This is a genomic window from Candidatus Bathyarchaeia archaeon (assembly GCA_038873195.1).
GTDB lineage: Archaea > Thermoproteota > Bathyarchaeia > Bathyarchaeales > Bathycorpusculaceae > DSLH01.
The window spans coordinates 1,350,208-1,369,909 of record JAVZEV010000001.1 but is presented as its reverse complement, the minus strand read 5'-3'; the positions used below and the strand labels follow the sequence as shown (position 1 = coordinate 1,369,909).

Here is a 19,702-nt window from a genome sequence, read left to right as displayed (position 1 = left end):
ACGGTAGCTAGGGATAAGAAATTTTTAAATATGGTCATGCGACAAGTGTCAAGAATTACGGAGAAACGCGCCCAAATGGAAGATTTATCGCGATATTACACTTTACTTAGGGACCCTGCACGCAGAAAAATAATCGAGATTTTAGGCGCGCAAGAGAAGATTGGGTTTAAAGAGTTGAGAGAAATTTTAGGCTTGGGTGTTGGCACAGTTTACTATCATTTGGACATGCTTTCAGACTTCATAACGCAAGACAAACAACGCAAGTACAAGCTTAATGACCGTGGACAAACGCTTTACAGAATCTTAAAAGAGGGCAATGTTCCAGCAACCTTAGAGATAAGCGAAACTTTCAGTCACCGTGTTGGAAAATGGATTTTTCTCTCGCCTGTTTTCGCCAAAACAGCCAAACCTTTAAAGCTTTTACCAGTTTCAGTTGTCATACTGCTTATCGGCGCTTTGGGCGCGGCCTATGCTGACCTTGAACCACTAATGTTTTTCTATTTTCCATACTCTACTTATAATTTCAACAGTATAATGGCATTGTTTGTTTTTAGCTGGATTGGATTGTTTCTTTTTGCAGAACTTCTCACTTATTTGCTTTATCGGCGTGTGGGAAATGACCTTCAGCTTTTTGTTTGTGTTGGTTTAGCGGCTACGCCTTTAGCAGTTTACCCGTACATTTACATGGCGCTTTTCGCATTTTTCCCAAATCTTAGCGTAGCTTACTTACATATGGTTCTGCAGTTCATTTTGATATTCTTACAAATATGGAGTTTGTTGCTGATTTCTGCGGCTTTCTGCTTTGGAAAAGGAATAAGACTTGATAAAGCAGTAGTCATAAGCCTAACAGCAATGTACTTTAACATGGCAATATTATTCATGCTTGGACGTTTCTCGTAAAGTTCGAGTTTTCTAGAACCCCAGTGAAGTCATATTCGGGTTTTTTCGAAACGATTTTCTTAATAAGCCGTTTTACATGGTTATTTTCGGTGAAAAACCGTGAAAATTGAAAGAAATCAAATATTGGCTTTGAGTTTGACACTGCTTCTATCGCTGTCTACGTTTGCAATCCTAATGCCAGCAGCAAACGCTGAAGAAAATGACGAAACACCCGTGAATGTAGAAATTGATCCGCAATGGAGAAGCATATGGTACAAATTTGAAACTCCGTTGGTAACACTTATTTTTCCAGCGAGTGGGAGGAAGCCCATGTTCTTGTGGTGGTATACAAACGATAACAGCACTGTATATGTGGTGAAATTCAAAGGCGTAATTGAATATCTCTTACTTGACAGGCAGTATTACCAAAGAAGGTTCAATGCGGACAACGACACTATAAATGCAATGTTGTGGAAGAACTATATTGAGCCGAAACTGCGTCTTAGATATGGATATGGCAATTGGCGCTATAACTGGGCTGTCAACCAATTCCTTGGGCTATTGCTTGGTTTGCATCGTGCCTTTCTACCCTTCAGCGCGTGCAACTGGACCCTTACACCTCCAACGCTTGTAGTTGACGAAGATTCTTCCTACTGGTCCTTCAACTTCACCTTAACAGAAGTATATGGCCATCCCGGCTTCAAGTTTGCAGAAAACAACATTGAGATAAGATGCAGATTTTACAACACAACAACCACGGAAACGCCTGATGAAAACTATCCAGAATACAATTATACAGTCGCAGTTGGACAATTAAAGTTTGACTTTGTTGTAAGCAATTGGGAATGGAACATCGACAAAATTAACCAGTTTGTTAGGAATAATGACATTGAAATACCCACAAACAGAACGGGATTAGCTTTATGGATTAACATGGCTTCAATAAAAATTGAGGACATAAGTGCCGCGGAAAATGAAATTCAAAATCAATATCAAGAAACTGTCGAAACAAAATCTCAAATGCAAGCCGCAAGCGTAAACGATGATTACTACTCGGTCACTGAAAATCAAACACAAAACGAGTACGAAAGACAAGTACGCGTAACTAGTAACTTTAGAAACCGCACAAGAATACAATATGCAAAAGTTGAAGGGAACATTTCAGGCTTTCTCGAATTTGTTCCATGGGCAAGACTTCTAGACGATGCAGGCGCTACTGTTGATTACGTGGATGTTACTGCTTCATACATTGCTGCTGGGGCTCACTTAAGATTATTCATTTGTTATCCATACTTTGGCAACTACACGTTGGAACATGACCCCACAATAGGGCTTGCCTCAGCTCCATTAATTCCAACGCTTGTATCGCCGACGCTGCTGGCAATTCTAATCGGAGCAACAATTGTGATTGTTCTTGCTGTAGCGACTTTGAGAATGAGAAAGAAACCAGTGAACATCGTAGGCATTCACTAGCTCCTTTTTTTCTTTTTTTTTGTTGTTGGAGGAATATTTCATGGTGGAAATAAAGGTTTATATGGAGTATTGCTACATACTATTAGAGGTCGTTTATTCGCATGAGCGCTAACGCAAAGAATGAGGAAATTCGTTGGCAAGTCATAAAGGCTATGTTAGATGAGTTTCCAGCGTTAAAAGAAAAAGTCAAAAGCTATCTGAAAGAGCAGAAGCGTAAAAAATAGTTTGAGTTAGTTTTGTTCTTTTATAAAGAAGACTTTTGCAAAGTTCAGCAGCTATAGGCGGTTTTAGTTTCTTTTCAGAAGATGCGGAGGCGGTATCTTAACGCCATTTTTATTGTAATTTTCGCCTTCTGCCTTAATCAGTTCCGTTATTTCACGATAACGTTGAAGAAAATCCAACCCTTTCGCGGTTGCCCTGTATATTTCTTTGTCATTTTCTTCTGTTTTATCTAACAGGTTGATTTTTAACATGAACTTGAGATAGTCGTTAAGCTGTGTAAAGCTAAGGTTCGCTCTGTACATGATTTGAGTTTTTAACGTTCCATCCTTCGCTATCTCCAAAATCTCTGCGATTATGTACAGTTTATCTCTCCTTTTCTGGGACGGGTTCGAACCCCAAGGATTCATTTTCTATATTCCTCTTTCAGAACAGTTTTCTATTTGAAAAAGCGTTATGGAGCATTTTAAGCGGTGTTTCGTTGGTCTAACTATTCCGAGAATCGAAATATTCTCTAGAACAAACTTCTATATGATTAAACTATGAGAAGGCTTTATTTTCCCAAAACGAAAATTTAGGAAGGAAGTGAAAAGATGTTAATAGGCATAATTTCAGACACACATGACCGTTTGCCTTTAGTTGAGAAAGCCATAGAAAGATTTAACGAGGAAAAAGTTGAACTTGCTCTTCACGCTGGGGACTATGTTGCGCCGTTCGTGATTCCGAAATTCAAAAAGTTAAAGGCAAAAATGATAGGGGTTTTTGGCAACAATGATGGCGACCGCGAGCTTTTGAAGAAAAGGTTCAGCGAAAACTCTGCTCTTGAAATTCGTGGAAGCTTTGCCATGATTGTTGTTGATGATGCAAAAATTGCGTTGTTGCATGGAACTGAGGAAGAGTTGTTGAGGGCTTTGATTGATAGTGAAAGTTTTGATGTTGTGGTTCATGGGCATTCTCATACGGCTGGAGTTTATAGGAAGGGCAAAACGTTGGTTGTTAATCCCGGAGAGTTGTGTGGGTATTTGACTGGGAAATCAACGATTGCTTTGCTTGACACGATGAAGCGTGAAGCGAAGATAATCCAACTGTAGACTGAGAATGTTTCTGTGAAATTTCGCTCTCTGCAGAGTTATCCCCTCACTTATATATAGGTTGAATCAGGTTGAGAATTCATTGTATACTTTTTAGAACCAGTCCAGAGATGTCATAAAGAATTTGTCGCCGTATGCTTGTTTTATTGAAGCATTCGCTGTTAGAGGTTTCGCCATGAGAACAGAGTGGCTTTCTCTGCGGATCATGTAGCCGCGAGATTCGTAAAACTGAAGTAAAGCGTTGTTTAGAACAATTCTATCGTAGACTATGTCTCTGGCTTGCTGTTCAATTCTGCTAACTAACCTTTCCATATCCTTCGCGGTCAATGCAATAAGCTCTCTAATCCAAACCCCTTCTCGGTCTTTTCTGAATATGGCGTATCCTTTTTCGCTGAACATGCATTGTTTAGCGGTTATTCTTTCTCCTTTCTTGAGCATTTTCAAATGTTCTTTGTCGCGAATTACAAAGCCAGTTTTGTCCCGTGAAAATTCATTGTATATTTTTAAGATTTTGTCGAAATCAAACTTTACAGTTTCTTTCTTTGTAGAGAGTTCAGCTTTTTTATGTGTAACTACCTTGTAGGCGCTTAGATATTGGGTAACGTCAAAGTAGCCGAGTTTTTCGTAAAACGCGTGTGCTATGAGAGTTCGGCTTGTTGTTAAAAAAGAAAAGCGGAAACCTTTCTCGGCAAAATACTCATGGGCTCTTTTCATTAACGCCGTGGAAACTCCTTTCCGCACATGACTTGGCAATGTGGCGACTCCATAGATTCCGCCAACACGCTCTACGCTTCCATCTATCGTTCGAGTAGACAAGTGCATGACTCCAACGAAACCAATCGGCAAATCATTTTCCACTGCGCAGAAACCGACGGGACCGTCTCTCGACCTTGGGTCGCTTTTGATGAAATCTTCAAATGTTCTATGGTTGAATGGCCAGCGAAAGGCTTGGTCCATCAGGGGCAAGAGCCCGTCTTTTGATGTTAAGTCTCTGTAGGTTACTATCTTCACTATGTGTTCTCCTTTTTGCTGAGAATTTGGCGCTAATGTGTAATAAAAATGTTTAAGTTTAAAGTTAACTCTTGTTGTATGGCTCTCTTCTCTGGTTTGCCAGTTTAAACAACTCAGTTAATTCTTTGTCATTTGCCCCGTTTCTCAAAGGCGTTAGGATATCCACAAGATTACCATTCCTCATCAAGCATGGTTTCAGTTTTCCATCGCTTGTTACGCGCAACCGTGTGCAGTGCATACAGAAACTTGTGTTTTCTAGTGGATGCACCACTTCTACCTTTGCGCTTGGCAAGTGGTAGACACGGCGGTTTTGCATGTACTGCCTAACCTCAACGTTTACCGCCTTTTCTTTCAGCATCATTTCGTACTCATCTAAAGATTTATGACTTGCAGAGTAATACGCGTCGTCAATGTTTACCGGTTCAAGCTCAATAAGCTGCAAAATTGCTCCAGTTTCACTGGCAAACTCAATCATTTCCGGAACTGCATAATCATTCACGCCTTTCAAAACAAGCATGTTAAGCTTAACAGGATAAAATCCAACTTTCACAGCGGTTTTAACGCCTTCCACAACATCGCCTAATCTGCCGCCAGTTAACTTGCCATAAACTTCTTCATTTAGTGTTGGAAGACTAATGTTTAAGCGTTTCAAGCCATTAGCATGGAGTTCTTCAGCTAAAGAAGTAAGCAATGTCCCGTTAGTAGTCATGGAAAGGTCCGTTAAGCCTTGTAAGGATGCGATGCCCTTGACGATTTCTGTGATGTCCCTCCGCATTAACGGTTCTCCGCCTGTAAGCTTCACTTTTGAAACACCAAGCTCCACAGCAATTCGCACAATGCGGACAATCTCATCAACAGCCATTTCCTCGGCAGAATTAGCATTTTTTTCTTCGCCTTCCATGTGGCAGAATTGGCAACGCAGATTGCAGCGTCTAGTAACTGCTAAGCGTAAGTTGAGGAGTGGTCGTCCATAATTGTCCTTTAGTATCATCGTTATTCCCGAGCATGCTTAACGATGTCAGCAACTTCCGGCAATATAAAATTTGCTTAAGAGACGTGACTTTACATACTTCGACAACGCTAAATATTAAAAAAATAATTAAATTATTGGTGAACATAATTGATAGAAATTTTTGTACGTTCCCATTCCCCTTACTCCGGCGATATAAGCTTCGCCAGGGAAATGTCTACGCATATAATTTGTCTCCCAGAAACAGCCGCGCGAGCAAGCGAATTATTTTCTTCCAAGTTCAAAGGGCGCATAGTTTCCCAAGAAGACAGCACCGCTTTAGAACAAGCATTATTAGTGGCTAATAAAACCAAAGAAAAAATAATAGTATACGACATTTCACGAATGACTGACAAACTTAAAGCGCTAAAGCGTGGGATTCGAAAAACACCAGTGGTCATAATAAATGGAAAAAAATACGAAAGAATAGAAGAAATCCTAGAAGGATTGCAAACAATTACCTAGCAAACCAGACTTGTAAGAGGCTAATCTCAAGTTCGTTCGCGCGCATGCTTTAGTACGTGAGGCGCTTCAGGCAAAATAAGCTCTTTGACGCAAAGCTGCACTGCGTCAGGTGAGCCGGGAATGCAGAAAAACACCTTGCCTTTTGCGACCCCAGCGATTGCTCGCGACAAAATTGCAGCGGAACCTATTTTCTTGAAGCTTAAAAGCCTAAAAATTTCGCCAAACCCGTGCAGAATTTTCTCTAAATATGATGAGACCGTTTCAATTGTCATGTCTGAAGGAGCTATGCCTGTGCCGCCGCAAAATATGACAGCATCTAAATCTGCAGAAGACAAAACTTGCTTTACGCCTTTTTCAATAAAAGCTTTATCGTCTGGAATCAACTCTCTAAAAACCACCGTGTGCCCAGCGTTTTTAAGCATAGACTCAACCAAGTCACCAGAAACATCCTCAAACTTCTCACCTTTTTCCAATTTTTGATAACGCGACGTGCTGCATATGAAAATGCCAAATTTCAGCTTCTTAGGCGCTTCAGCCTTATGCCTTCTTACGCTTTCGCTCACCTAAAACTCCTTCCTTGATTTTCTTTACTACACAAATATTCTCAATACGCGTATGCGGATACTGTCCTTCAGCGTCCTTTTCATATTGTTTAACCATGTCCCAGATGGTTAGAAGGCTGGTAGCAACGGCGACGAGAGCCTCCATTTCAACGCCAGTCTGAGCTTTCGTTTTAACAGCAGAAGTAACTTGTACAGTGGTTTTGTCTAAAATTTTTGTTTCAATTTCTACGTTTGTTAAAGGCAGCGGATGACAAAGCGGAATCAAAGTGCTCGTGTTTTTGGCAGCCAAAATTCCAGCTATTTTCGCTGTGTAGAGCGGGTCTCCTTTTGCAATTTTTCCTTCCTTAATCAAGCGTACAGTTTCTGCTTTAAGTCTAATAGTTCCAGTTGCGGTGGCTTCGCGAAAGATTTCAGGTTTATCCGACACATCAACCATTGACATGCTTTTTTCCTCTTTATGCTTGTTCAGTTTTAAAGTTTGAAAGAGAAAGCTGTTTCTGTTCTGTCTTGTTTTCAGCCAAACTAGGCTGCGAAGAATGTTTGCTTGAAAGGATTTTTAGGCTTTCCTCTTGAAGTTCCCGCATAATTTGTTTCATTTCATCAACCTTCTTCTCCAAAGCGATTAATGCAACTCTAAAATCGTCAATACGACCTAAAACATATTTGATAAGGGGCTGAATATCCTCTTTTGCTTGTATGCTTATGACGGAACCTTTCGTCTCAGAAGCCTTCTTAAAAGTTATTATAGCATCTATGAGCGGAGATGGATTATCCCTAACCTCGCGCATTAGAAAGAGGAAATCTGAACCATCACACAAAGCCTTCCTCAATTGTTCATAAGCCAAACGCGAATTTGCAAGCGGCTCTTGAGTGGTTTGAAGGAGAATTTCTTTGAAGTTTATCAGCGTTTGAATTAGATTCTTACACTTTAACTTGATTGTCGACGCCTTTTCCGGTTTCAGAACAAGCATGAGTTCTTCGCCGTGTGTTGCCAAATCTTTCATACTGTTAACGTCATGTTCAGTCTTTGCGAGCAGTTCAGAAGGAGAAAGTTTCTCGGACACGACACCACTAGCGATTTCGCTAGCAACCTTCTGCAACACTTCTTCAAACTCTCTTATTTTTTCTTCAAAATCCTCTTTAAACAAAATTCCCCACCACTACTCATTTGCGCGCTCCCAAACTTCAATAAGACTCTGCACCACTTTAGCCTTAGGCGAATTCTCGTCAAACCTGTACAAGCGTATCCTTCCAAACACTTTATGCTTAACAACACCTTCGTCTTCCAAAACCTTCAGATGCCTACTTGTCATATTATAGTTGACGCCAAGCCTACGTGCAATCTCAGAAACGTTAAGCTCGCCCACTTGCGCCAGAATCTTCAAAATCTTCATCCTAAGCTTAGAAGAAAAAACATCCTCTACATCCATAAAGTGTTCACGCTTTCTCCTTTTCAATAATAACACTTAATTCTTTCTCCAAATCCTCCGCGGAAATCTTAGGCAAGCAAATAAGCGTTGACCTTCCTCGAGAGCCAACAGTCGAAACCTCCGTCTTTACTACGCCCAAAGAAGAAAGGCTTTGCAAGTGTTTCCATAACTGCGTGTGGCTATGCGTTCTCTCATTAAATTCCTCACAAACAACAGCATAGAATTGTTCTGCTTCAGAAAGCGAAATGTAAGCTTTACGACTCTCCTTAAAACATCTAGCAATCCCCAACAAAAGGAGCTTTTCATGAAAACCTAAAGCTGTTAATTCGCTTTTTCGCATGGCTGGAACCACACTTGAAACCGCCTTTCGAACACAATCAGGCGTAACGGAATCCAATCCGTCCGCGTCTGCGTATTTTCCCGCTCTCCAAAGCAAATCAATGCCGAAACGCGCGTTTCCGCCTTCGGAAGAGGCAAGCTCAGCTATTAAGCTCACAGAGTCTTCCAGCACAGCTAATGGTTTGAATGCAAGCGAAACACGGTCGTTAAGGATGTCTACCAGTTGCTGCTTTGAGTATCTTTCAAGACTGATTACGTTAGACTGCAAAGTGCTACGTGTACTCTCATCCAACCGCTCAATCGCTCTTAAGTTTCGCAAAATACAAACAAGCGAAAGCCTTTGAGGCTTATTTTGCCTCGTTTCATGCAATCGCGTGAGCTTGTAAACAGCGTCAGAGCCTTCTCTTTCGATGAGGCTTTCAAATTCGTCTAAAGTCAAAATAACATAGGCGTCTTCTTCATCCAAAATTTGCATGAGCATGCCTAGAAGCTCTTCTGCTGAGTAACCGCGTTTTGGAAAGTTCGGATGAAAAGTGGAAACTACATGATGCAATAATAAGAACAAGCTTCCGCGGTATTCGCGACAGTTAACATGCACATACCGAAGATTTATTCCACGCTTGCCTGCTTCACGCGAAATGTCAGCCCCAAAACGTTGAGAAAGAACAGTTTTGCCAGAGCCCACATCACCAGTTATCATCACCCGCTGAGTCATTTTCCCGGGAAACTGCAGCATAAAACCGAAAAACTTCATAAGCAAACGCAGTTCAGCGTCTCTGTGTGGAAGCCTAAAGGGCACATAGTTTAAATCAAGCTTTGTTTCGTCCGTGAATACGCTTCGGTAATGCGACACTAAACTGACCTCAAATAAACTATGCGCGTTTACATGTATTCTTTTCTCCTGCTGTGAGAAGCGCTAATCAAAATTTGTGTATTACAAAAACAAAAAACTAATAAGTGCATTTGCTAAATGTATTGCAAAATGATTCCAAAATATTTCTTTCTAACGAAAGGTGTTGGAAAACACAAAGAGCAACTGCAATCTTTCGAGTTGGCGCTGAGAAACGCTGGTATACAACACTGCAACATAGTGAACGTCTCAAGCATAATACCGCCAGGCTGCAAGCTAATCTCAAGAGAACGTGGCTTAAAAATGATAAGACCAGGCGAAATAACTTTTGTTGTTTTAGCCAGAAACCAAACTAATGAGCCGCACAGGCTTATAGCGTCATCAATAGGAGTTGCGATTCCTTCAGGTAAAAACAATTATGGCTACTTGTCCGAACACCACTCTTACGGACAGCCAGACGACAAAGCAGGAGACTACGCAGAAGATTTAGCGGCAACAATGCTTGCTACAACCATGGGAATTCAGTTCGACCCAGAAACTGCTTGGGACGAAAGGAAACAGCTTTTCAAAACCACTGGAATGATCATCAAAACAACGAATATAACGCAATCTGCAACCGGAGACAAGGGTGGCTTATGGACCACAACCATTGCTGCTGCTGTTTTCGTGCCTAAACGAACCGCTTTTAACCGTTAGGTGCGAGATTAGTCGCGGCACATCCACAACCAATTTTTTTGTTCCAAAATAATATTAACTGTTAAAGTTAACCTAAGATAGGTGGGTTACTCTTGCCGAAAAAATTCGGAACACCAATGATAATTGTCAACTTCAAAACATACTCTGAAGCAACTGGACGAAAAGCAGTTGAGCTTGCAAAAAAAGCTGAAAGGGTGAATGAGGAGACATCTGTTTATGTCGGCGTTGCTCCCCAGTTTGCAGACATCGCGGCAGTCGCGAAAGTTGTGAAGATTCCAGTTTTTGCTCAACACATAGACCCTATAAAGCCGGGCAGTTTCACGGGACACGTGCTTGCTGAATCTGTAAAGGAAGCAGGCGCTGTTGGAACGTTAATTAACCATTCGGAGAGGCAGCTTAAACTTTCAGACATCAATGAAGCAATCATGATAACGCGTGAACAAGATTTGCTTTCAGTTGTCTGCGCCAATGACCCCAACGTAAGCGCGGCGGTGGCAGCCCTTAAACCAGACATAATAGCTGTTGAGCCTCCAGAACTTATCGGCACGGGAATCCCTGTTTCAAAGGCTAAGCCAGAGGTTGTAACTGGCACCGTGAAGCTCGTCAGAGAAGTTAACTCCGAAGTAACGATACTTTGTGGCGCTGGAATAACCCGCGGAGAAGATGTTAAGGCAGCGTTGAAGCTTGGCACTCAAGGAGTGTTGGTTGCAAGCGGCATAGTGAAGGCAAAAGACCCATATACTGTTTTGCGGGAATTTGCAGAAGTAGCAAAGAAATAGGCGTGTTGAACGTTTGAAAGTCGAAGCAGAATGTGCAGCTTGTATTCTCAACAGAGCATCAGCAGAAGCCATCGAAGCCACGACAAACCCTGCATTGCGTTTCAGAGCAATGAATGAAGTTATACGATTACTCCACAAAGAGTTTAGACCGACCGCTGTGCCTGCAGATTTGGGAACGAAGAGAGACCGAATAATAAAGAGAGTAACGGGCAACAATGACCCATACATGAGAAGCAAGCGAATAAGCAACGAAAAAGCATTGAAGCTTCTGCCATACGCAAGAAAAATGGTGGAAGATGGCTACGCGCAGCAAGACAGATTCAAAAAAGCATGCTTGTGCGCAATGGTTGGCAACATAATGGAATTTGACATTCCCGGACACAAGTTTACCTTTAGCATTTTGAGGAAGAGTTTTCGAGAAGCAGCAAAAGATTTAGCAATAGACGACACCGGCAAAATTTACGAGATAGCAAAAGGAGCACGCAAGGTTCTGTATTTGGCGGATAATGCTGGAGAAATCGTTTTTGACACATTGCTTGTGGAGCAGTTGAAAAACATGGGCTTAACCGTTATTGTTGCAGTGAAAGGCGGTCCAGTAATAAACGACGCCACTTTAGTGGATGCTGAGGTTTCTGGAATGAACAAAATTGCGGATAAGATAATAACGACGGGTACAGACGCTGTTGGACTAGCGGTTAAGGAAGTTTCAACAGAATTTCTTGAGATTTACAATAGCGTAGATGTGGTTTTTGCGAAGGGCATGGGCTACGCAGAAACTCTTACGGAATATAAACTGAGAAAGCCACACGCGTTACTTTTTAGGGCAAAGTGTAATCCAGTAGCAAACTTTTTTGGTGTAGTAAGAGAGAAGAATGTTGCAAAGTTGATGCCGTAAATGAGGTTGCCAGTCATAAGCCTTAACAGTGAAGTGCTTTCTCGCTTCGATGATGCAATCTCGAAAGAATGGATTATAACGAATGGTCTAGGCGGTTACGCTTCTTCTACTGTTTTTGGCTTGAACACGCGAAAATATCACGGGTTGCTTGTAGCTGCTTTTAATCCACCCGGAGACCGCAGAGTATGCCTAGCAAAGTTGGACGAGGAAGTAAGCATAGGAAACAACACATATTCTCTTTACGCTAATGAGTTCCAAAATGGCATTTTTCCGCAAGGATATGCACTCCTAAAAGAATTTTCAATCTCGCCCTTCCCAAAATACTCTTATTTGATACAAAACGTGGAGATTCAAAAAACTATTTTCATGCCTCACGCAAAAAACGCCGCGATAGCAATCTACAAAATTTTGAACAAGAACGATTCTGACATTAAAATCCGCGTTTTTCCCTTAATAAACTGGAGACACATCCACTCGGTTACTGACAGATGGAAAATATCATGGGAATTTGCTCTAAAACATGAAAACAAGGAAGTAAACATGTACTTTGGCACTCCGAAATCTGTACTTATGATGAAAGCTACAAACGGACATTACCATGACGCGGGCAAATGGATTGAAAAGCTATATTACCGTGAAGAAGCGGCGCGTGGAGAAAGCTGCGTAGACGACGGTTATCAACCCGGCTATTTTGAAGTAGACACGAAAGCAAACAAAAGAGCAGATTTTGCTATAATTGCCGTCGCTGACAAAAGTGAGGATTATGCGCAGAAAATTCTGGCTGAAATGCCTTTGACCACCTATGACGCAGAAGTGCTGTATGAACAGGAAACAGCACGCCGCGAGGCGAATTTGGCGAAATTTTACGAAAACTATGAAGGCTTTCCTAGAAGTGACTGGTTAAATTGGATTTTATCAGCAACCGATACGTTCTTAGTTAAGGGAACAGATGACACGCAACAGTCTATAATTGCGGGTTATCCATGGTTTGGAATTTGGGGAAGAGACACCTTTGTTTCTCTGCCTGGTTTATTGCTTGTGACTGGAAGATTTGGGGATGCAAGAAAAGTTTTCTTAACATTCAAAAATTACTGTAAGCAAGGCTTGATTCCAAATTGTCTTCCAGAGCAAACAGAACCGCCAGTCTATAATGCTGTTGATGCAACATTGTGGTTTGTAAACGCGATATTACAATACTTAAAATATACAGAGGATTTTAGGTTTGTTCAGGACCAACTTTGGGAAACGCTAAAAAATATTATGGAAAACCATTGCAAAGGAACAGTTTTTGACATACATGCAGACCATGATGGTTTGCTTTCTCACGGCCCGCAATTAACATGGATGGACGTGGCAATAAACGGTCAGCCATTAACCCCGAGAGCTGGAAAAGCCGTTGAGATTCAAGCATTATGGTACAATACTCTTAAAACTATGGAATTGTTAGCAAGCAAGTTTAAAGAAGGAAACGAAGCGGAAAAATATTTACAGATGGCTGAGAAATCAAAGAAGAGTTTTGCCGAAAAATTCTGGAACCCGGATAAAAACTGTCTATTTGATGTGGTGAGCGAAAACGCTCGTGACGATTCCTTAAGACCTAATCAAATAATTGCCGTTTCTCTGGATTTCACCATGCTAGATAAAACGAAAAATGAAAAAATAGTTGATGCCGTCCACCACGAGCTTTTGACGCCTTACGGATTGAGAACTCTCGCAAGAAGCGACCCAAGATATGTCGGCGTTTATGCTGGAAACAGAAATAGCAGAGACAAAGCCTATCATAATGGCACAGTTTGGCCTTGGCTGCTTGGGCCTTTCGTGACGGCGTTTTTGAAAACTAAAGGCTACGTTGAATATAGACGCGAATATGCCTTGAAAAATTTCATTTTACCCTTATTTACTGAACAAATTGTTAAGGCTGGATTAGGCATGATAAGCGAAATTTTTGATGGAGAACCACCACATACTCCCAAAGGATGCATTGCTCAAGCATGGAGTGTGGCCGAGCCATTAAGAGCTTACGTTGAAGATGTCATGCAAAAAAGACCGAAATATGAAAAGCAAGTTTTACAAAGATTAAGCTGAAATTGTTTTTCTGAGGCTTTCAGCTGCTGTTTCTGGCGTTACCGTGTTTATGTACGTGCCTGTGCTTTTTTCGAATCCAGCCCAAATTGCCAGTTTCGGATAAACTTCCAGATGCCAATGGTAATAGTTGCGAGCGTCTTTGCTGGCGGCTAAGTGAAAACCGTAATTATAAGGTGGGTCGTTCACTAGCTCTTTTAATCCTTTAAGGCATGTTTTTAATGTTTCAGCGAAAGTTTTAACTTCAGTCTGTGACATGCCTAGTAAAGTGCTTTCATGTTTTTTAGGAATTATCCAGAATTCCATGGGGTTAACGCTTGCGTAAGGAGCAAAAACAACAAAGCGCGAGTTTTCGAGAATAAGCCTCGGTCCATCAATCTCCTTTTCTATTATGCTGCAGAAAACGCATTTTCCGTTTTGTTTCCAAAATTTCTTACCAGCCATAAGCTCTTCTTCAACAGTCTTTGGAACAAACGGCGTAGCAATTATTTGACTATGCGCATGTGAAAGCGAGGCTCCTGCTTCTAATCCGTGATTGCGGAAGATTGAGACGTATTTCACGTATTTTTTTGCGGAAAGCCAGCGAAGTCGGTCAATGTAAGCATTAATCACGTGGATTAACTGGGGGATTCTTGCATCGGCTGGGTGTTCATCATGGTTTGACGATTCAATAAGGACTTCGTGATGTCCGATGGCTGCAGCCAAATCGTTTCTTTTAAGAATGCTTTTTTTGCTGGTTTTCTTTTCTGGAGGAGAAAATGCAGGGTAAAGGTTTGGAACGCAACGAACAAGCCAGTTCTTATGCCTAAAACCGTTCTTGTCCTTGTCTTTTCCGATGCCCTCGCCCTTTTTAATGTAGACAAGCACTGCTGGCGGCGTCATGTGCTCGTTGCCTGGACACATTGGGCAAACTGTGGTTTTAGCTTGCTCTCTTTCTTTCTTGGCGAAGTCTGTGGGTCTGCGACTTCGTTCTGTGGCTATGACAACCCAACGGTCTAGCAAATAATCCTTGCGGATTTCATTGTGTGGCATGAGCAGACCTTCGGCAAGGATTAGATTATTCGCCTCACTGCATTTAGCATTTTCCAAAACTGGATTTTCAGTGAGGCAATGCTGCAATTGCTGTTATTGTGAACGGCGCTAGTACGCTTAATATAAAGCCGCTTGAAAACGCAGTTATCAGCGTGTCCGCCCCGCAGTAACGCATGATTATTGGCAATGTCGTGTCCATGCTTGTTGCTCCGCCAAATGCTATGGGCGCGTACTTGTCAACTTTAACGGTCAAAGAAATCGTCGTTATCGTTAACAGCTCCCTCAGAAAGTTTACAGTAAAACCCAATGCGCCCCATTCAACCCCAAAAAGTTGATTAGTTAAAGGTCCAGCTAACGTGTACCAGCCGTAACCTGCGCTTACAGCCATAGACGCCACTACATTACCAAAAATCAATCCGCCTACGAATCCGCCTAAAACGCTACCTAAAGCAACAGCTGATGGAAAAGCCAAAATTTTGAAGCCCGACTTTTTAATTTTCACTATTGATTCCTTGTCCATTCCAAACGATATGCCCATGACAAAAAGCAACAAAAGAAGAAAAGCATTAAACAAGTAGTCAGAAACAAAGTTTCCCGCTGCAATGTTTCCCCAATTGTTATTAACGTAACCAACTATTCCACCAAAAAATAGAGCAGCAACAATGTACTTCATCATTCTATTTTCACCAGTTTTTTTGCTGCTTTAACAAAAACTACACTGAAAAACACGGACAAAACCAAAATTACAATCGCGTTAACTCCAATCTTTGGAAAAGAGCTTAGCAATTCATTATTTGAGCCTATGCTGAATCCTAACGAAAATATTAAGGCTATGATAATTCCTAAAGTAACCTTGTCCAAGTTGACGCGTTTTCTGTTCCTTAAAAGAAAACCTAGCAATAATCCAGCAACCAACGCAGCCACAAGCCCAACCAAATACACAACATTAAACATGCTCAATACCAACCTAACTAAATGAAAACTATAAGCTCCACTAAAGGATTTAATCTTTCTCAAAAAGCGAAAGAAAGAGAATAAGAATCATTTGTTATGCTTCTTCGTAGAACTCTTTCGCGTCTGGCGGTGTTGGACTCAAACCTCTGCGTTTGCGTATTTGCGCTATTATTTCAGCTTGCATCGACTCTGGAACAGGAGCCCAACGGCTAAACTGCGTCGCCCAAAAGGCTCTTCCCTGCGTTGACGAACGCAACTCGTCTGCAATGCCGAAGGATTCAGCCACAGGCATTTCAGCCTTAACAACAACCATGTCCTCTTCGTTTATCATGTCCAATATTTTTCCGCGGCGTTTCTGCACTATCGCGATGACCGAGCTTACGAAGTCATTTGGTACTTTGCACTCAAAACTCATTAAAGGCTCCAGAAGTTTCGGGTCGCTCAGTAGAAAGCAGCACCAGATCGGACGCCAAGTCATCGGAAGTATTTGTGCGGGACCTCTGTGCACTGGGTCCTCGTGAACCATAATGTCTTCCAAGTTTACTTTTAATCCATAGGCGGGTTCTTTTGCTAAAACAGAAGTGTGCACTGCTTCCCTGAAACCCGATTTCACATGGTCTATGACCTCTTCAACGTATTGTCTTCCCTTTATTCTGTTCACAAGAATGTTTGTTCCTTCAATCGCGATAACGTTGCGCGCATCGTCTGTTGACCAGCCAAACTGTTTCAGAATTTTCTGTCTTTCATCACGTGTTTGCATCTCTGAAATCTTGCCGGCTCTGATGGCTTCGATTACTTCTTCCGGCAATTTCTCCAATGTCACCCACAACTTGCTGTGTTTGTTGGGGCTTTTACCCATAATTGGCGGTCCTTTGTAGTCATGACTTATTGTTTCACGATAAATCACTATGGGCTTACTAATCTTTACCTTCAAGCCTGCTTCTTGCATTCGATAAGCTGTAACTTCAAGGTGTAATTCGCCCATGCCGCTCAGTAAGTATTCTCCACTTTCCTTGTTTATTGTGAAGTGAAGGTTTGGGTCTTCCAGCGTCAACTTGTGGATTACTTTGTCAAAAAGCGGCAAGTCCTTAACATCTTCAGGCTCAACAGCAACCGTTACCACAGGGTCAGAAACATATTTTAATCCTTCAAACGGATGCGTTTCCACACCTTCTTCCGCGACTGTTTCGCCCACATGAACGGATGGTAGTCCAGAAAGTGCAGCGATGTTTCCTGCTGGAACTTTGTCTACTATGACTCTGTCAGCAGCCATGCTCATGTAAACCTGCTGAATTGTTCCTTTCTGTCGGCTGGTTACGAGATTAACAACTTTCCCCTTTTCAACTGTTCCGCTGAAAACACGTCCAATGGCGACGACTCCGCTGTGTGGGTCAACTTCAATGGTTGTTATGCACATAAGAAGCGGTCCATTTGGGTCAACATTCGCCATGCCTTTGCCTACTGGACTGTTTGGGTCGCCTGGCCAAATTTGGCTTTGTCTGTATGGTTGTGCCTGTAATGGATTTGGCAAGTGTTCGCAGAACATGTCTAATATGGGCTCATATAACGGTGCTTTTTTGCTTAATGCGTCAACTTTTCTTGCAATGTCTTCTGGTTCTCCAGAGTAAGCGTCAATTATGTCTTTGAACGAGACGCTCTTCGCTTTCATGTGCGGTAAGTTTAATCCCCATTTGTGAAGGGCTGAACCGAACGCTACGCGTCCGTCTTCAACGTTGACTTGCCAATCTTTCTTATGCTCTGGCGGCGCGTACTTTTCTATTAGGTTGTTTATTCTGGCGATTATTTTTGCAAATTTGCGCTGGATTTCTTCTGGGGTTAGCTTTATTTCTTTTATGAGTCTGTCAACTTTGTTAATGAAAAGGATTGGTTTGACTCTTTCACGTAATGCTTGCATCAAAACGGTTTCTGTCTGAGTCATGGGGCCTTCTACAGCGTCAACAACCACTAATGCACCGTCTACTGCGCGGAGGCTTCTGGTTACTGCTCCGCTGAAGTCAATGTGTCCCGGCGTGTCTATGAGGTTTATGAGGTATTCTTTTCCTTTGTAGGTGTGGGCTAAGCTAATGTTTGAAGCGAAGACTGTCATTTGTCTCTTCTGTTCAAGTTCCCACGAGTCGAGAAACAGTTTTTGACCCGCGGTTTGTTCGCTTATTATGCCTGCAGCAGCTAATAGGCTGTCTGAAAGCGTGGTTTTTCCGTGGTCTACGTGAGCGATTATGCTAGTGTTTCTCACCATTTCGCGGTTATTCATAAGTTTAACAATTTCTTCAATTTGTCTATAACGTCCCATAACTAAACCTTCTTTACACTGGTTGATTGTTCTTGAATGCAAGCATTTTCGATAATTGCCTTTTGAAACATTACTACTTTTCACTTTTGGAAATTTTGAATAGGCTACATGGAAGATAAAACGGCAACCTATTAACTTTTTGTTGCAACAATTAACTTATCAAAATCTGTCTTGTTTTTCATTCCATTAATGTAATTATCTTTTCCGCAGTTTCCTTGTCTACATAAAAGCCTCCTCTTGCAAGTCTCTTCACGCCGAGAAGCATTAGAAAGTTGTTGAGTGATATTGGTTTGGCAGCTGCTTGTAGGTTTTTAAATCTGATGAAAGAAACCCTCTGCATATCACGAGTAAACTCCTCATATTTCTCCTTAGTTTGCAGAACCGACTCGCTGCCATATTCCTTCCATAAACTTTCAGCATCTCCAGTTTTGCGTTCAACAAACTCCGCATGTCCTGCAACTTCACCGACGGGCTTGGAAACATAAAAGAACAGTAAGGAAGTATTTTTAGGAGGCGCCCAACCATTCTGCACGTAGGATTGTACCTGTTTTCCCTCATGTCGGAGGCGGAGGAATTCGCGCCACCATTTATCCTTAATCATCATGACAAAGGCGTATTTACAGTCCATGAAATCACACTTAATTAGTGAGAAAGGCTTGCCCATTTAAAATTTGTCAAACTAAAGTTGCACTGATTTGAAACATCAAGTTTTTATGAGAACCCTCTCTATTATGGAGTGATGTCTGGCAAGGAATTTTTTGTTAACCGTTATGAAATGCTTGGTTGGAAATTTCGAGATGTTGAGCCTAAACAAGCGATTAGAGTAAACAAGATGAATATCGCTGAGGAGGAGCTTGTTAAAAGGCTGCAAGCTTCGGGAATAGAGCTTGAAAAGATTCCTTTTCTTGAATGTGGCTATTGGGTTTGTAAATCAAAATTTTCAGTTGGAGCGACTCCGGAATACCTTTTAGGCTTGTACTCAATACAAGAAGCGGCAGCTCAAATCCCAGCTACATTATTTACAGATTTAAAAAACAAGATTGTTTTGGATGCTTGCGCGGCTCCGGGCGGAAAAACTGTTCAACTAGCTGATTTAATGCGTAACACTGGCGTAATAGTCGCGTTGGACGTGGACAAGCGTAGATTGACAGCATTATCTAACCATCTGGAAAGATGCAATGTGTGCAACACTGCTGTTTATAGGATGGATGCAAGACAAGCTTCAAAGCTTAACATGAAATTTGACAGAGTACTCTTGGATGTTCCATGCTCGGGCAACTTCGCCGCCGACAAGGAATGGTTCAAGCGAAGAACAATCAAGGATGTGGAGAGAAACGCTAAACTTCAGAGAGAAATATTAGCTGAAACAGTCAAAGTTCTCAAGAATGATGGCGAACTGGTTTACGCGACATGCTCACTGGAACCAGAAGAAAACGAATTAAACATCAACTGGGCAATAGAAACGCTAAACCTTCAAACCGAAAAAATCAACTGCTACGGAGAAGAAGCGCCAACCAACATTTTCAATAAACAACTAGATGATTCCATAAAAAATTGTAAGAGAATATGGCCTGAGCAAACGCAAGGATTCTTTGTTTGTAAATTGAAAAGGCGTGAATAAACT

Annotated in this window: 23 protein-coding genes; 10 read left to right on the top strand and 13 right to left on the bottom strand. The window is 41.7% G+C overall.

Annotation, left to right across the window (positions count from 1 at the left end):
- Nucleotides 1–75 precede the first annotated feature (75 nt).
- From QXW63_07665 to QXW63_07655, 3 genes are all read left to right on the top strand, one after another.
- On the top strand, nucleotides 76–900 hold the full coding sequence (locus QXW63_07665; protein MEM3461769.1) for a winged helix-turn-helix domain-containing protein: 825 nt from the start codon (nucleotides 76–78) through the stop codon (nucleotides 898–900).
- Between the two features lie 99 nt (nucleotides 901–999).
- Nucleotides 1,000–2,352, top strand: coding sequence for a hypothetical protein (locus QXW63_07660; protein ID MEM3461768.1), 1,353 nt, complete (start codon nucleotides 1,000–1,002; stop codon nucleotides 2,350–2,352).
- A gap of 101 nt (nucleotides 2,353–2,453) precedes the next feature.
- Nucleotides 2,454–2,576: a hypothetical protein gene (locus tag QXW63_07655; protein MEM3461767.1), complete on the top strand. Its 123-nt coding sequence runs from the start codon at nucleotides 2,454–2,456 to the stop codon at nucleotides 2,574–2,576.
- Between the two features lie 63 nt (nucleotides 2,577–2,639).
- On the opposite strand, the gene QXW63_07650 is transcribed toward QXW63_07655, so the two are convergent.
- Complete coding sequence (locus QXW63_07650) at nucleotides 2,640–2,981, bottom strand: winged helix-turn-helix domain-containing protein (protein MEM3461766.1); 342 nt, start codon at nucleotides 2,979–2,981, stop codon at nucleotides 2,640–2,642.
- A 183-nt stretch (nucleotides 2,982–3,164) separates the two neighbouring features.
- Here QXW63_07650 and QXW63_07645 point away from each other — a divergent pair, with 183 nt between their 5' ends.
- Entirely contained in the window at nucleotides 3,165–3,662 is a 498-nt protein-coding gene (locus tag QXW63_07645) for a metallophosphoesterase (GenBank protein MEM3461765.1), read from the top strand.
- Nucleotides 3,663–3,755: 93 nt separating this feature from the next.
- Here the strand turns inward: QXW63_07645 and QXW63_07640 are convergent, their stop codons facing one another.
- The gene (locus tag QXW63_07640; protein MEM3461764.1) at nucleotides 3,756–4,673 is read right to left on the bottom strand and encodes a GNAT family N-acetyltransferase; all 918 of its coding nucleotides are present in this window, start codon (nucleotides 4,671–4,673) and stop codon (nucleotides 3,756–3,758) included.
- Between the two features lie 64 nt (nucleotides 4,674–4,737).
- Nucleotides 4,738–5,661 (bottom strand): GTP 3',8-cyclase MoaA, encoded by a 924-nt coding sequence (moaA, locus tag QXW63_07635; GenBank protein ID MEM3461763.1) that lies wholly within the window; start codon nucleotides 5,659–5,661, stop codon nucleotides 4,738–4,740.
- A 195-nt stretch (nucleotides 5,662–5,856) separates the two neighbouring features.
- Here moaA and QXW63_07630 point away from each other — a divergent pair, with 195 nt between their 5' ends.
- A complete protein-coding gene (locus QXW63_07630; GenBank protein MEM3461762.1) occupies nucleotides 5,857–6,147 on the top strand; it encodes a hypothetical protein in 291 nt (96 codons plus the stop codon).
- 26 nt (nucleotides 6,148–6,173) lie between these two features.
- On the opposite strand, the gene QXW63_07625 is transcribed toward QXW63_07630, so the two are convergent.
- The 5 genes from QXW63_07625 to QXW63_07605 are packed head-to-tail and all read right to left on the bottom strand — an operon-like array spanning nucleotide 6,174 to nucleotide 9,332.
- Entirely contained in the window at nucleotides 6,174–6,710 is a 537-nt protein-coding gene (locus tag QXW63_07625; GenBank protein MEM3461761.1) for a MogA/MoaB family molybdenum cofactor biosynthesis protein, read from the bottom strand.
- Nucleotides 6,685–7,227: a cyclic pyranopterin monophosphate synthase MoaC gene (gene moaC / locus QXW63_07620; GenBank protein ID MEM3461760.1), complete on the bottom strand. Its 543-nt coding sequence runs from the start codon at nucleotides 7,225–7,227 to the stop codon at nucleotides 6,685–6,687. The genes QXW63_07625 and moaC overlap by 26 nt, the downstream gene beginning before the upstream one ends.
- Nucleotides 7,166–7,858 (bottom strand): hypothetical protein, encoded by a 693-nt coding sequence (locus tag QXW63_07615; protein ID MEM3461759.1) that lies wholly within the window; start codon nucleotides 7,856–7,858, stop codon nucleotides 7,166–7,168. Before QXW63_07615 ends, moaC begins: the two co-directional genes overlap by 62 nt.
- Before the next feature lie 12 nt (nucleotides 7,859–7,870).
- Complete coding sequence (locus QXW63_07610; GenBank protein ID MEM3461758.1) at nucleotides 7,871–8,167, bottom strand: winged helix-turn-helix domain-containing protein; 297 nt, start codon at nucleotides 8,165–8,167, stop codon at nucleotides 7,871–7,873.
- The gene (locus tag QXW63_07605) at nucleotides 8,148–9,332 is read right to left on the bottom strand and encodes an ORC1-type DNA replication protein (protein ID MEM3461757.1); all 1,185 of its coding nucleotides are present in this window, start codon (nucleotides 9,330–9,332) and stop codon (nucleotides 8,148–8,150) included. The genes QXW63_07610 and QXW63_07605 overlap by 20 nt, the downstream gene beginning before the upstream one ends.
- 117 nt (nucleotides 9,333–9,449) lie before the next feature.
- Here QXW63_07605 and QXW63_07600 point away from each other — a divergent pair, with 117 nt between their 5' ends.
- The 4 genes from QXW63_07600 to QXW63_07585 all read left to right on the top strand — a co-directional run bounded on the left by QXW63_07600 (nucleotide 9,450) and on the right by QXW63_07585 (nucleotide 13,784).
- Complete coding sequence (locus QXW63_07600) at nucleotides 9,450–10,025, top strand: arginine decarboxylase, pyruvoyl-dependent (protein ID MEM3461756.1); 576 nt, start codon at nucleotides 9,450–9,452, stop codon at nucleotides 10,023–10,025.
- Nucleotides 10,026–10,141: 116 nt separating this feature from the next.
- A complete protein-coding gene (tpiA, locus tag QXW63_07595) occupies nucleotides 10,142–10,804 on the top strand; it encodes a triose-phosphate isomerase (protein MEM3461755.1) in 663 nt (220 codons plus the stop codon).
- Nucleotides 10,805–10,817: 13 nt separating this feature from the next.
- Nucleotides 10,818–11,699: an ARMT1-like domain-containing protein gene (locus tag QXW63_07590; protein MEM3461754.1), complete on the top strand. Its 882-nt coding sequence runs from the start codon at nucleotides 10,818–10,820 to the stop codon at nucleotides 11,697–11,699.
- Entirely contained in the window at nucleotides 11,700–13,784 is a 2,085-nt protein-coding gene (locus tag QXW63_07585; GenBank protein ID MEM3461753.1) for an amylo-alpha-1,6-glucosidase, read from the top strand. It abuts the gene before it with no gap.
- Here the strand turns inward: QXW63_07585 and QXW63_07580 are convergent.
- The 5 genes from QXW63_07580 to QXW63_07560 form a co-directional block, all read right to left on the bottom strand.
- Nucleotides 13,776–14,813 (bottom strand): DUF4921 family protein, encoded by a 1,038-nt coding sequence (locus tag QXW63_07580; GenBank protein MEM3461752.1) that lies wholly within the window; start codon nucleotides 14,811–14,813, stop codon nucleotides 13,776–13,778. The genes QXW63_07585 and QXW63_07580 overlap by 9 nt on opposite strands.
- Before the next feature lie 67 nt (nucleotides 14,814–14,880).
- The gene (locus QXW63_07575) at nucleotides 14,881–15,489 is read right to left on the bottom strand and encodes a lysine exporter LysO family protein (GenBank protein ID MEM3461751.1); all 609 of its coding nucleotides are present in this window, start codon (nucleotides 15,487–15,489) and stop codon (nucleotides 14,881–14,883) included.
- The gene (locus QXW63_07570; protein MEM3461750.1) at nucleotides 15,486–15,767 is read right to left on the bottom strand and encodes a LysO family transporter; all 282 of its coding nucleotides are present in this window, start codon (nucleotides 15,765–15,767) and stop codon (nucleotides 15,486–15,488) included. Before QXW63_07570 ends, QXW63_07575 begins: the two co-directional genes overlap by 4 nt.
- Nucleotides 15,768–15,861: 94 nt before the next feature.
- Nucleotides 15,862–18,078 carry an elongation factor EF-2 gene (locus tag QXW63_07565; protein MEM3461749.1) on the bottom strand — a complete coding sequence of 739 codons (2,217 nt, stop codon included), beginning with the start codon at nucleotides 18,076–18,078 and terminating at the stop codon, nucleotides 15,862–15,864.
- 178 nt (nucleotides 18,079–18,256) lie between these two features.
- The gene (locus tag QXW63_07560) at nucleotides 18,257–18,706 is read right to left on the bottom strand and encodes a hypothetical protein (GenBank protein ID MEM3461748.1); all 450 of its coding nucleotides are present in this window, start codon (nucleotides 18,704–18,706) and stop codon (nucleotides 18,257–18,259) included.
- Nucleotides 18,707–18,817: 111 nt separating this feature from the next.
- On the opposite strand from QXW63_07560, the gene QXW63_07555 reads away from it, so the two are divergent.
- The gene (locus tag QXW63_07555) at nucleotides 18,818–19,699 is read left to right on the top strand and encodes an RsmB/NOP family class I SAM-dependent RNA methyltransferase (protein MEM3461747.1); all 882 of its coding nucleotides are present in this window, start codon (nucleotides 18,818–18,820) and stop codon (nucleotides 19,697–19,699) included.
- The last annotated feature ends 3 nt before the right edge of the window (nucleotides 19,700–19,702 follow it).